We start from the raw sequence: 12938 nt of genomic DNA, 5'->3' as shown, positions 1-12938 counted from the left end.
TCTCGATGAACACGATCAACACGGACAGTCCGGTAGCTGGAGAGGTGGATCGAGCTCCGGGCTGGATCCGCCGCTTGGCCCACGCATGCTGGTTGCACCGAAGAGTTGCGATCGGCGCGCTACTCGTTACGGTCATCGCCTCTGCGATCGACATCTCGTTTCCTCTCCTGACCCGCTATGCGCTCGACGCCGCAAGCCAGGAGAACCCGGGCAAGGTGATCGGGTTCGTCGCGTTGGCGATCGCGTTGCTCGCGATCGTCCGCTTCGCGTGCCAGTACGGCCGACGGATGCTTGCCGGCCGACTCTCGCTCGACGTTCAACACGACTTGCGGCTCGCCCTGCTCGGTTCGCTGCAACGCCTCGACGGACGCGGGCAGGATCAGATCCGCACAGGCCAGGTGGTCTCCCGGTCCATCACGGATCTGCAGCTCGTCCAGGGTTTACTCGCGATGGTGCCGATGTCCGCGGGAGCGCTCCTGCAATTCGTGCTGGCGATCGGCATCATGGCGTGGCTCTCGCCGCTGTTGACTCTCGTCGCTGTCGCCGTCATCCCAGCAGTAGGGCTGGTGGTGTTCCTGATGCGACCGATGCTCTTCGCCGCAACATGGTCCGCGCAGCAGCGGGCCGCCGACCTCGCCCAACACGTCGAGGAAACCGTCACCGGCGTGCGCGTCGTCAAGGGATTCGGGCAGGAACAACGAGCCGTCGACCAGCTGGAGAAACATAGCCGCACGCTGTACTCCGAGCGCCTTCGCGCCGCGTGGTTGAATGCGAAATTCGCGCCAACCATGGCCGCCTTGCCCCAGCTCGGGCAGGTGGGAGTGATCGCCCTCGGCGGGTATCTCGCGCTGCACGACAAGATCACCGTGGGAACGTTTCTCGCGTTCGCCACCTACATCGTGACGATGACCGGCGTCACCCGAACTCTGTCGTCGGTCATCGTCATGGCGCAGCTGGCGCGCGCCGCTGTAGAGCGTGTCTACGACGTCATCAACGCTCAGCCGGACATCGCCGATCCAGACCATCCGGTGGACCTGCCCGACGGTCCTCTCGGAGTCACCTTCGACGACGTGGCATTCGGATTCGACACCGAACGCGACGTCCTGACCGGGCTGAACCTCCGCATAGAACCGGGCGAGACCGTCGCCGTCGTTGGTCCGGCCGCGTCGGGCAAGACCGCGTTGTCCTTGCTTCTCCCCCGGTTCTACGCACCGACTTCGGGTGCGGTGACAGTCGATACCGCCGGCGAGACGTTCCCCATCGGCGAACTGCGCAGTGAGCAGCTTCGTGCCGCCGTCAGCCTCGTCTTCGACGAGCCCTTCCTGTTCTCGGACACCATTGCCGCCAACATCGCACTGGGTCGCGAGGACGCCTCCGACGAGGACATCCGCGACGCAGCAGCACTGGCACAGGCAGATTCGTTCATCGAGGCACTCCCGGACGGATACGACACCGTTGTCGGTGAACGAGGTCTGACGCTGTCGGGCGGCCAGCGTCAGCGCATCGCACTTGCCAGGGCACTGCTCGTCGACCCACGAATCCTGGTCCTCGACGACGCGACCTCCGCAGTCGATGCGGCTACCGAAGCCGCGATCTTCGACGCGTTCCGGGCCAGACGGCGCCAGACCACGCTCATCCTCGCTCACCGGCGGTCCACCCTGACGCTCGCAGACCGGGTCGCGGTTCTCGACGGCGGACGGATCATCGACTCCGGAACCGTGGACGAACTGGAAGCGCGATGTCCGCTCTTTCGTGCCCTGTTCTCCTCGCCGCCGGAACTACCGGCCGAACTCGACGACGTCGACTCCGATGCTTTCGGACGTGACCGCAGCGAGCCGACAACCGAGCAGTTGTGGCCGCAGGCACCGGAATCCGAAGCCGACAGCACAGCCGCTACGACGCAGGGTGCGGGCGGACCGATGGCCGGAGCGCTCAGCGGAATCGCGGTGACGCCGTCCCTGCGGGCAGCAGTCGACGCTCTCCCACCCGCACGCGAAGACCCCGGAATCGCTCCTGAGAGCCTGCGCGAATCGAATCCACAGTTCTCACTCCGACAGATCTTGAGGCCGGTCCGCTGGGTTCTACTGGCGGTTGTCGTGTGCCTCGCCCTGGACTCCGCCGCGGCGATCGCATTTCCCTCCCTCGTCAGATATGCGATCGACCACGGAGTCGTGACCGCAGACAGCACCACACTCTGGATCGCGACGGCGTTCGGCGCGCTCCTGGTCGCCGCAGACTGGGTCATCGTGGCGGTCATGACGGTGCTCACGGCCCGAGCCGGTGAACGCGTGTTGTTCGGGCTCCGCGTCCGCAGCTATGCACACTTGCAGCGCCTGGGTCTGGACTACTACGAACGGGAATTGTCCGGCCGCATCATGACGCGTATGACCACCGACGTCGACGCGCTGTCGTCGTTCATCCAAACCGGCATGTCGACGGCGATCGTGAGCGTTCTGACCGTCGGCGGAATTTCGATCGCGCTCCTGGCGACCGACGTGACGCTCGGCCTGGTGGCGCTGGCCGTCATCCCACCGCTCGTGGTTGCGACCGTGATCTTCCGCAAGATCTCCTCGGTTGCCTACAGCCAGTCCCGCGAACGGATCTCGCTCGTCAATGCCGACTTCCAGGAGAACATCGCCGGTCTGCGAGCGGCTCAGGCCTACCGCCGCGAAGAAGGTGCGGCGCGTAGGTTCGCAGAACGCTCCGAAAGCTACCGCCGATCGCGGATGCGGTCGCAGCGAGCCATTTCGATCTACTTCCCGTTCATCTCGTTCCTGTCCGACCTCGCGTTGGCCGCAGTGGTGTTCGTCGGCGCGCACCAGATCGCCAACGGGTCGACGTCGCCCGGCGTACTGATCGCGTTCGTGCTCTACCTCGGTCTGCTGTTCGGACCGATTCAGCAACTCTCACAAGTGTTCGATGGTTACCAACAGGCAAACGTCGGATTGCAACGAATCGGCGACCTGCTGCGCACTCGCAGTTCCATCGAGACTGCCGACAGCGAGGATTTGATCGCGATCTCCGGACGACTCGACGGCGCCGTCCATCTCGACGGGGTCGGGTTCCGGTACTCGGGTGCGGACGTCGACGCCCTCTCCGATTTCGATCTGCAAATCCCGCCGGGCACGACCGTCGCTCTGGTCGGCCGAACCGGTGCCGGGAAGTCGACGGTCGTGAAGTTGCTCGCCCGCTTCTACGACCCGACGTCCGGGTCGGTCGACGTGGACGGAACCGACATCCGGAACTTCCACCTCTCGCAGTACCGACGTCGCCTCGGCGTAGTCCCACAAGAAGCCCATCTGTTCACCGGCACGGTCGCCGACAACATCGCGTACGGCAGGCCGTCGGCGTCGCACGCGGAGATCGAGGAAGCGGCGCGTTCCGTCGGCGCACTGAATTCGATAGCCGACATGCGTGGAGGCATGAATCATCCCGTCGGCGAGCGCGGCCAGGGGCTCTCGGCGGGCCAACGCCAACTGATCGCATTGGCCCGTGCCGAACTCGTCGACCCGGACCTTCTGCTCCTCGACGAGGCGACTGCGACGCTCGATCCCGCGACCGAACGGATGGTGCTCGAAGCAAGTCGGTCGGTCACCCGGAAACGGACTTCCGTCGTCGTAGCTCACCGCCTCGCGACAGCTGCCCGAGCGGACCTCGTTGTCGTAGTTGACCGGGGACGTATCGTTGAATACGGCCCGCACGATGTTCTGCGGTATGCCGGTGGTCACTACTCGGGACTCTGGGATGCATCGCAGGCGCGTGAGGGGAATAATCTGACGTCGAGAACTGTCATCGAAGGCAACCCCGTCGCGTGACAGTCGGCACGGATTTGTACCGCCGAGAGGTAGTGCGCGATCGCAAGATCACGGACTTCCGTGAGACAGCTCACAAATTGTGTGCCGCACAATTGCTCGTCACACGCTCGGGCTAATCTCATGTATATAGGCGCTCTGATCGGGTACCGAAATAGAAACGAGGCGAACACCTGCCGTGAGCAGCAGTTCTACATCCCAATTCGGACAGAACCAGTGGCTGGTTGACGAGATGTACCAACGCTTCCAGGACGATCCGTCGTCCGTGGATCCCAGTTGGCACGAATTCTTGACCGATTACTCGCCGGACTCGGCGAACACGGGAGGTGGAAACGGGACTGCCTCGAACGGCAACGCGGCTGCACCCGCCGCTGTTGTAGCTCCGCCTGCTGCTCCCAAGGCCACGCCTCCCGCCCCCAAGACCGCGCCTCCTGCGCCGCCTGCCAAGGCTGCCGCTCCGGCCCCCGCGAAGACGGCAGCGCCCGCCGCCAAGGCCGCCCCGGCCCAGCCCGCAGCAGCCAAGCCCGCGGCCGCTACTGCGAAGCCCGCCCCTGCCGGCGGAGCCGAGGAAACCAAGGTTCTCCGCGGCGCCGCAGCCGCAGTCGTCAAGAACATGTCGCTCTCGCTCGAGATCCCGACTGCAACCAGCGTGCGTGCCATCCCCGCGAAGCTGATGTTCGACAACCGCATCGTCATCAACAACCACCTCGCGCGTACCCGCGGCGGCAAGATCTCGTTCACCCACCTCCTGGGTTACGCGATCGTCCAGGCAGTCAACGCGTTCCCCAACATGAACCGGCACTTCGCCGAAATCGACGGCAAGCCGAACGCGGTCACGCCCGAGCACACCAATCTCGGACTCGCGATCGACCTTCCCGGAAAGGACGGCAACCGCTCACTGGTAGTTGCCGCCATCCGGAACACCGAGTCGATGAACTTCGTCCAGTTCCACGCGGCGTACGAGGACATCGTCCGACGCGCCCGTGAAGGCAAGCTCACCGGCGAAGACTTCACCGGCGTCACCATTTCGCTGACCAACCCGGGCGGTATCGGCACGGTTCACTCCGTTCCTCGCCTGATGAAGGGCCAGGGCGCCATCATCGGTGCCGGCGCGATGGAATACCCCGCCGAGTTCCAGGGCGCCAGCGACGAGAAGCTGGCCGAGATGGGCGTCGGCAAGTTGATGACTCTCACCTCGACCTACGATCACCGCATCATCCAGGGTGCCGAGTCGGGCGATTTCCTGCGCACGATCCACAACCTGCTGATCAGCGACGAGTTCTACGACGAGATCTTCCACGCGCTCGGCAACCCGTACGAGCCGGTGCGGTGGCGCAAGGACGTGCCGGAAGGCGCTGTCGACAAGAACACCCGCGTTCTCGAACTGATCGCTGCATACCGTGACCGCGGCCACCTCATGGCCGACACGGACCCGTTGCAGTTCGTCAAGGACAAGTTCCACAGCCACCCCGACCTCGACGTCATCAGCCACGGCCTGACGCTGTGGGATCTGGACCGTGAGTTCAAGGTCGGCGGCTTCCACGGTCAAGAGAAGATGAAGCTGCGCGACGTGTTGAGCGTGCTGCGCGACGCGTACTGCCGCCACGTCGGCGTCGAGTACACGCACATCCTCGAGACGGATCAGCGTCAGTGGATCCAGGACCGCGTCGAGGGCCATCACGCCAAGCCTTCGGTCGCTCAGCAGAAGTACATCCTGAGCAAGCTCAACGCCGCCGAGGCCTTCGAGACGTTCCTGCAGACCAAGTACGTCGGCCAGAAGCGCTTCTCGCTCGAAGGCGCCGAAGCCGTCATCCCGATGATGGACGCCGTGATCGACCAGGCCGCCGAGCACCAGCTCGACGAGGTCGTCATCGGCATGCCGCACCGTGGCCGTCTCAACGTGCTTGCCAACATCGTCGGCAAGCCGTACTCCAAGATCTTCACGGAGTTCGAGGGCAACATGAACCCGGCAGCCGCTCACGGCTCCGGCGACGTGAAGTACCACTTGGGTGCCAGCGGAACGTACATCCAGATGTTCGGTGACAACGACATCGCTGTCTCCTTGACCGCAAACCCGTCGCACCTCGAGGCCGTCGACCCGGTTCTCGAAGGCCTGGTCCGCGCCAAGCAGGACATCCTCGACAAGGGTGAAGAAGGCTTCACCGTCCTGCCGCTCATGCTGCACGGTGACGCTGCATTCGCCGGTCAGGGCGTTGTCGCCGAGACGCTCAACCTCTCGCTGCTTCGCGGTTACCGCACCGGTGGCACCGTGCACATCGTCGTGAACAACCAGGTCGGCTTCACCACCGCTCCGGAACATTCACGCTCGTCCGAGTACTGCACCGACGTCGCGAAGATGATCGCCGCACCGGTCTTCCACGTCAACGGCGACGACCCCGAGGCTTGCGTCTGGGTTGCTCAGCTGGCCGTCGACTTCCGTGAGAAGTTCGGCAAGGACGTTGTCATCGACCTCATCTGCTACCGCCGTCGCGGTCACAACGAGGGCGACGACCCGTCGATGACCCAGCCGGCCATGTACGACGTCATCGACACCAAGCGCAGCGTTCGTAAGAGCTACACCGAGTCCCTTATCGGCCGCGGTGACATCTCGCTCAAGGAAGCCGAAGACGCACTTCGCGACTACCAGGGCCAGCTCGAACGGGTCTTCAACGAGGTCCGTGAACTCGAGAAGTTCCAGCCCGAACCGTCCGAGTCCGTCGAACTCGACCAGACTCCCCCGGCTCGCCTGACCACGGCTGTCGCTCCCGAGGTCCTCGAGCGCATCGGTGATGCGTTCGTCAACGTCCCCGAGGGCTTCACCGTTCACCCGCGCGTCAAGCCGGTTGCCGAGAAGCGCCGCGAGATGGCCCGTGAGGGACATGTCGACTGGGCGTTCGCAGAATTGCTCGCGTTCGGCTCGTTGGCCGAGCAGGGTGCCTTGATCCGCCTCGCGGGTCAGGACTCCAAGCGAGGAACGTTCACGCAGCGTCACTCGGTCCTCATCGACCGCAAGACCGGTAACGAGTACAGCCCGATCGCCAAGATCGCTGCCGACGCCGAAAACGGCGGCAAGTTCATGGTTTACGACTCCGCACTCACCGAGTACGCAGGTCTGGGCTTCGAGTACGGCTACTCGGTCGGTAACCCCGACGCTCTGGTCCTGTGGGAAGCGCAGTTCGGTGACTTCGTCAACGGCGCGCAGACCATCATCGACGAGTTCATCTCTTCGGGTGAGGCCAAGTGGGGTCAGCTCTCCGACGTCGTGCTGCTCCTGCCGCACGGTCACGAGGGTCAGGGTCCGGACCACACCTCCGGCCGCATCGAGCGTTTCCTTCAGCTGTGTGCAGAAGGCTCGATGACCGTTGCGGTTCCGTCGACTCCGGCCAGCTACTTCCACCTGCTGCGTCGCCATCACCTCGACGGCATCCGCCGTCCGCTGGTGGTTTTCACGCCCAAGTCGATGCTGCGTAACAAGGCTGCCGTCAGCAACGTCGAGGACTTCACGACGGGCAAGTTCCGTTCGGTCTTCGAGGAGCCGGCATACGAGAGCGGCGAAAGCGCACGCGAATCGGTCAAGCGGGTTCTGCTGGTCAGCGGCAAGCTGTACTGGGAACTCCTGGCGAAGAAGCACAAGGACGAGCGTGACGACATCGCCATCGTGCGCATGGAGCAGCTCTACCCCGTGCCGAAGCGTCGCCTCAAGGAGACCCTGGACCGTTACCCGAATGCGGATCAGTTCCGTTGGGTCCAGGAAGAGCCCGCAAACCAGGGTGCGTGGCCGTTCCTCGGGCTGGCTCTGCCGGACCTTCTGCCGGAGACCTTGACCGGTATCAAGCGCATCTCGCGTCGTCCGATGTCCGCTCCCTCTTCGGGATCGAGCAAGGTCCACGCGGTGGAGCAGCAGGAGATCTTGGACGAGGCGTTCCTGCCGACCAACTGATCTCAGTAATTTGACAAGGGCCGGGCCCCACATTCCGCAAGGAGTGTGGGGCCCGGCCTTTCTGCGTTCACGTCAATTCGATTGCAGCAGACCCAGATCCGGCCCGGCATCGAAGCCGACGGCGGCCAGTGCCAACGCAGGTAACGACTGAACCGTCAGGTCGATCAGTTCCTCGCGGGTGATGGCGGGCGCTCGGAGCCAACTGATGGTGGCTTCCTCGACAAACGCGATCCAACCGCGAACGGCCAACTCCACCTGAGGTGTTCGAGTCAGGCCGATCTTCGGGAGCTGATCGAGGGTTCTCTTGGCCATGATGTCGCGAGTCTGCTCGAACACCTCACGCATCTGCGGATCCCCGCTGGCGGTCCCCCGGAGCAGCGAGACGTAGGTATTGCGGTTCTCGGTCACGTAGTCGACGTACGACGCCAGCACCGAGCGGAGGGTGAGCATCGGATCGTCCGACTCGCTCGGCTCGGTGCGCTGGAGCATCTGTTCACTGCTGTGTCGGACGATCGCCAGATGGAACTCGCTTTTCGACGCGAAGTAGTGGAACAGAAGCCCCCGCGAGACACCAGCCTGATCGGCGATGTCCTCGACGGAAATCTGTTCGAGCGGCCGTTCGGCCAGCATCCGCGCCCCGAGGTCGATGAGTTGCGCTCGGCGTTGCGCAGGGTCGAGCCGCGTTCGCTTTACTGCGTCCATGCCCAATAGACTACTGAATATTCGTCAATAAGCTATTGACCGTGACTCAATAAAGGCATATCGTTCCCTACATGAGTCTTCCAGTTACAGATACCTCAGCACCTGCCGCGGATACTCGCCACGTCGGCACACTGATCATCGGCAGTGGTTTCGCCGGTCTCGGTGCGGCGATCAAACTGGCACAGGCCGGCATCACCGACTACGTCGTTCTCGAGCGCGGCAACGACGTCGGCGGGACCTGGCGTGACAACAGCTACCCGGGCGCCGCGTGTGACGTGCCGTCGCATTTGTACTCGTACTCTTTTGCACTCAATCCGGAGTGGACGCGCTCCTTCTCCACTCAGCCCGAGATCTACAAGTACATCCAGTCGGTGGCCAACCGCCACAAGGTGCTCGACAAGCACATCTTCGACTGCGACGTTCTCTCCGCACGCTGGGACGAGGCGTCTGCTCGGTGGCACGTCAGCACCAACAAGGGCGAATTCGTCGCAAAGATCGTCGTCTCGGCCGTCGGCGCCTTGTGTGAGCCTTCACTTCCGGACATCAAGGGCATCGACGGCTTCAAGGGCGAGATCTTCCACTCCTCGCGTTGGAACCACGACGCCGATCTGACCGGCAAGCGTGTGGCCGTCATCGGAACCGGCGCCTCGGCCATCCAGATCGTGCCGGCCATCGGCAAGAAGGTCTCGCATCTCGACGTGTACCAGCGCACGGCGCCGTGGATCCTGCCCCGCGCAGACCGCGAGTACACCAAGATCGAGCACCTCGCGTTCAAGTTCCTCCCCGGCTTCCAGAAGTTGTGCCGCACCGGTATCTACTGGATGCGAGAGACGCAGGTCGTCGGCCTGGCCAAGGCGCCGGTCTTCATGAAGCCGCTGCAGTTCGCCGCCGAGCGTCACCTGAAGGCCCAGATCAAGGACAAGGATCTTCGCAAGAAGGTCATGCCCAACTTCCAGATCGGCTGCAAGCGCATGCTGATCTCGAACAACTACTTCCCCACCCTCGCCCAGGACAATGTCGACCTGGTGACCGAAGGCATCGAGGAGGTCACCGCCAACGGGATCGTCTCGAAGACCGGCACCACGCGTGAGATCGATGCCATCGTCGTGGCGACCGGATTCCACGTCACCGACTCCCCCACCTTCGCGGGAATCTTCGGCAAGGACGGACGCTCGCTCGCCGAGGTCTTCGAAGAGACCGGCATGCAGGGATACAAGGGCGCGGCAGTTGCCAACTTCCCCAACATGTTCTTCCTCGTCGGACCCAACACCGGCCTCGGACATTCGTCGATGGTCTTCATGATCGAGTCGCAGATCAACTACCTGGTCGACGCGATCGCCACCATCGACAAGTACGACATCGGCACCATCGAGGTGCGCAAGGACAAGCAGGACAAGTACAACAAGGACCTGCAGGCAGCTATGTCCAAGAGCGTGTGGAACAACGGCGGTTGCGCCAGCTGGTACATGGACAAGCACGGAAACAACACCACCCTGTGGCCTGGCTTCACCTTCCAGTTCCGCAATGCCACCAAGCATTTCGACCTCGCGGCATACCGCAGCGTCGCCACCTCGGATCTCGGCGCCGTCGGCACCGCGACCACTTCACAGATCGACCTCGACGACGAGAAGGCAGTAGCACAATGAGTGATTTTGCAGGCAAGGTCGTAGTCATCACCGGAGCGGGATCGGGCATCGGTCGCGCACTAGCACTGAACCTGGCCGGCCAGGGCGCCAAGTTGGCAATCTCCGACGTGGACACCATCGGGCTCGCCGAGACAACGCGTCTGGTGGAAGCCATCGGCGCCGAGGTGAAGTCGGACCATCTCGACGTCACCCAGCGCGAAGCGGTTCTCGAGTACGCCGACGCGGTTGTCGCCCACTTCGGCAAGGTCAACCAGATCTACAACAACGCCGGAATCGCCTACCACGGCACTTTCGAGAAGTCCGAATTCAAGGACTTCGAACGTGTCATGGACGTCGACTTCTGGGGAGTTGTCAACGGCACCAAGGCATTCCTCCCCCACGTCATCGCCTCCGGCGACGGGCACATCGTGAACGTGTCGAGCCTCTTCGGTCTGCTGTCGATGCCGGGTCAGAGCGCATACAACTCGGCCAAGTTCGCCGTTCGCGGTTTCACCGAGTCGCTTCGCCAGGAAATGCTGATAGCCAAGCACCCGGTGAAGGTGACCTGTGTGCACCCGGGCGGAATCAAGACCGCCATCGCACGCAACGCCACCGCAGGCCCGGGTGAAGATCTTGCGGTCTTCTCCGAGTTCTTCGACCGCAAGCTCGCGCGCACCACACCGGAGGACGCCGCCAAGACGATCGTCAACGGTGTTCGGAAGAGCAAGCCGCGAGTTCTCATCGGGATGGACGCAATCGCACTCGACGCCTGGGTTCGCCTCGTAGGATCGGGCTACCAGCGCATCGTCGCGATCGTCGCCGGCCGAATGATGCCCAAGTCCAGCTGAGTTCGTTTCACAGCGCAGTTCGTTTCACAGCGCAGTTCGCACAAAGAGTCAGGAGCCCTGCCGGTGAGCACGTTCACCCTTCCGCTGCCCGTGGTCGCATTCTTGTTGAAGCCGTACTTCCGTCTGGCTTTCAACTCGCGGCTGCCGTATCGGATTCAACGTCTGTTGCTCGAGGCCGGGGCACCGCTACAGCAGGTTCCAGCGGGCGCCGTCGTGCGCCCGCTGGAGCTGGCTTGCCGACCGGCAGAGAAGATCACCGTCGGCGCAACCGAGCGCCCCACCGCAGTTCTCTACCTGCATGGCGGGGCGTACACGCTGGGTTCGCTGTCCACACACCGTTCTCTCGCAGCTCATCTCGCCCGTGAGTCGTCCAGTGCGGTCTTCACCTTGGACTACCGTCTCGCGCCGGAGAATCCGTATCCCGCCGCTCTCGACGACGCGGTCTCAGCCTTCATGCAGTTGGTCACCGAGTTCGACTATTCGGAAGACCGCGTTGCCATCGCCGGCGATTCGGCCGGTGGCGGCCTGGCCGCGGCGACCGCTATCCGTCTGATCGAGCGTCACGGCGTGACCCCCGGCGCGCTTGCACTGATCTCACCGTGGGTCGATCCCGGCGATCGGGGTGCCACCAAAAAGGCCGACCTGGTGGTCAACACAGCGTGGTCCTTCGACGCCGCCGACGCCTACCTTGCCGGAGGCGACCGTACTGATCCTGGCTACGCGCCGATGCACGGCAAGCTCGACGGGTTGCCACCCACCAGAATTCACGTCGGTTCCGAGGAAGTCCTCTACCCGCAGATCATGACGTTCACCGACAAGCTCTCCGCTGCCGGCGTCGACGTGTCCCTGGTGGAGTACGCGCGACTGTGGCACGTGGCTCACGCACAGGCGTCACTGGTGAAGGAAGCAGCAGACGCCGTTTCCGACCTCGGGCAGTTCATCGCATCGAAACTGATTCGTGCCAAGGATGATTCGAGTTCAGCAGTGGGCTCGAACAGTCACTGACGGGTGTCCCACCAGGTGCGGGCGACTTCCGAGGCTGACGCCTTGCCGGTCCGCACCTGCTCGATCATTGCGGCGAGATCGGTGGTGGACAGTTCACCGGCAACGACGCTGAGCGCCTTGACAGCCGAATCTCCCAGTGCGCCCGCTCGAAAGAGCGGAACGACATTCTGCGCAGCCAGAACGTGATTCGAATCAGCGAGCACTGTGACGGCATCGGATTGTGCCAACGCCGACAGCGTCGTGGTTCCGAATACTTGTGCACCGGGTACGTCTGCCGGCGTTGCCTGATCGACACCGGCGAAGACACACTCGGCGCCCTCGGCCAACTGTTCCACTGCCCCGTCCTCGACGAATCTCGCGGAGACGAGCGGCGTCGCCGCGGCACACGAAGGAGCAAAGGCTTCTATCGTCTTCGCTCCCAACGACTGTGCGTATCCGTTGTCGAGTGCGAGGACCGCACGATCTTCGGCCATCGCATAGTCGGAGACCGAAAGACCCTCCGGCAGAGAGCGACTCAAGGCTTCGAAGACGTCGTCGGCCTTGCGGGCCGGGGATGAAGGGTCGTAGTGATCGAGCAGCGCGCCGGTGAACTCGGGCACCAAAGTGACTCGCGCTGCGTCCAGAGCCTCGAGTGATTGGTTTCGGCCACCACCCACCGATTCGACGCGAGCCGACAGGCCGGAGGAGGAGAGCACCGTCGAATACACCTCGGCCAACACCGAACTCTCCACCGATGCGTCAGCAGCCACCACGATCTGGTCACGAGACTCCGCTTCGGCACCCTCTACCACCGAATCACCGTTTGCGCATCCGCTGAGAATCGGCAGGACCATCAGTGCTGCAACAACAGTCGAATACTTCGTGCGTGTGCTCTTCACCGAAATCCTCACATCCAATCCCATGGATCGAAAACCGTGCCATGTCGGTACCTATCGTTACACTTGTCGGGCGATGCGCGGTAACCAGTCCTGACGCAGCCACTCGGTGGCGGCGCCGTCGGAGTCAC

General features: G+C 63.4%; 7 protein-coding genes. 5 read left to right on the top strand and 2 right to left on the bottom strand.

The window, feature by feature from the left end; genetic code table 11:
• Window positions 1–5 precede the first annotated feature (5 nt).
• Together PCS43_RS26145 and PCS43_RS26140 are read left to right on the top strand one after the other, a co-directional pair.
• Entirely contained in the window at window positions 6–3815 is a 3810-nt protein-coding gene (locus PCS43_RS26145; RefSeq protein WP_209909304.1) for an ABC transporter ATP-binding protein, read from the top strand.
• Window positions 3816–3990: 175 nt separating this feature from the next.
• A complete protein-coding gene (locus PCS43_RS26140) occupies window positions 3991–7752 on the top strand; it encodes a multifunctional oxoglutarate decarboxylase/oxoglutarate dehydrogenase thiamine pyrophosphate-binding subunit/dihydrolipoyllysine-residue succinyltransferase subunit (protein WP_209909307.1) in 3762 nt (1253 codons plus the stop codon).
• A gap of 72 nt (window positions 7753–7824) precedes the next feature.
• Here the strand turns inward: PCS43_RS26140 and PCS43_RS26135 are convergent, their stop codons facing one another.
• Window positions 7825–8454 (bottom strand): TetR/AcrR family transcriptional regulator, encoded by a 630-nt coding sequence (locus PCS43_RS26135; protein WP_007736130.1) that lies wholly within the window; start codon window positions 8452–8454, stop codon window positions 7825–7827.
• 71 nt (window positions 8455–8525) lie between these two features.
• Here PCS43_RS26135 and PCS43_RS26130 point away from each other — a divergent pair, with 71 nt between their 5' ends.
• The 3 genes from PCS43_RS26130 to PCS43_RS26120 all read left to right on the top strand — a co-directional run bounded on the left by PCS43_RS26130 (window position 8526) and on the right by PCS43_RS26120 (window position 11932).
• Window positions 8526–10100, top strand: a complete 1575-nt coding sequence (locus PCS43_RS26130) for a flavin-containing monooxygenase (protein ID WP_209909311.1) — start codon at window positions 8526–8528, stop codon at window positions 10098–10100.
• On the top strand, window positions 10097–10927 hold the full coding sequence (locus tag PCS43_RS26125) for an SDR family NAD(P)-dependent oxidoreductase (RefSeq protein WP_007736128.1): 831 nt from the start codon (window positions 10097–10099) through the stop codon (window positions 10925–10927). Before PCS43_RS26130 ends, PCS43_RS26125 begins: the two co-directional genes overlap by 4 nt.
• Before the next feature lie 63 nt (window positions 10928–10990).
• Window positions 10991–11932 carry an alpha/beta hydrolase fold domain-containing protein gene (locus PCS43_RS26120; RefSeq protein WP_007736126.1) on the top strand — a complete coding sequence of 314 codons (942 nt, stop codon included), beginning with the start codon at window positions 10991–10993 and terminating at the stop codon, window positions 11930–11932.
• Here the strand turns inward: PCS43_RS26120 and PCS43_RS26115 are convergent.
• Entirely contained in the window at window positions 11926–12810 is an 885-nt protein-coding gene (locus PCS43_RS26115; RefSeq protein ID WP_042923402.1) for an ABC transporter substrate-binding protein, read from the bottom strand. The two genes, PCS43_RS26120 and PCS43_RS26115, sit on opposite strands and share 7 nt — an antisense overlap.
• Between the last annotated feature and the right edge of the window lie 128 nt (window positions 12811–12938).

This window comes from Rhodococcus sp. C-2 (assembly GCF_027854095.1).
Classification (GTDB): Bacteria; Actinomycetota; Actinomycetes; order Mycobacteriales; family Mycobacteriaceae; genus Rhodococcus_F; species Rhodococcus_F qingshengii.
Note: the sequence above shows the minus strand (reverse complement) of the source record. Positions and strands in the feature narration are given on the sequence as shown.

What these genes read in the sequence shown, in the direction of transcription:
- PCS43_RS26145 (WP_209909304.1), top strand. Translation starts at nt 6, where the DNA reads ATGAACACGATCAACACGGACAGTCCGGTAGCTGGAGAGGTGGATCGA.
- PCS43_RS26135 (WP_007736130.1), bottom strand. Translation starts at nt 8,454, where the DNA reads ATGGACGCAGTAAAGCGAACGCGGCTCGACCCTGCGCAACGCCGAGCG.
- PCS43_RS26130 (WP_209909311.1), top strand. Translation starts at nt 8,526, where the DNA reads ATGAGTCTTCCAGTTACAGATACCTCAGCACCTGCCGCGGATACTCGC.
- PCS43_RS26125 (WP_007736128.1), top strand. Translation starts at nt 10,097, where the DNA reads ATGAGTGATTTTGCAGGCAAGGTCGTAGTCATCACCGGAGCGGGATCG.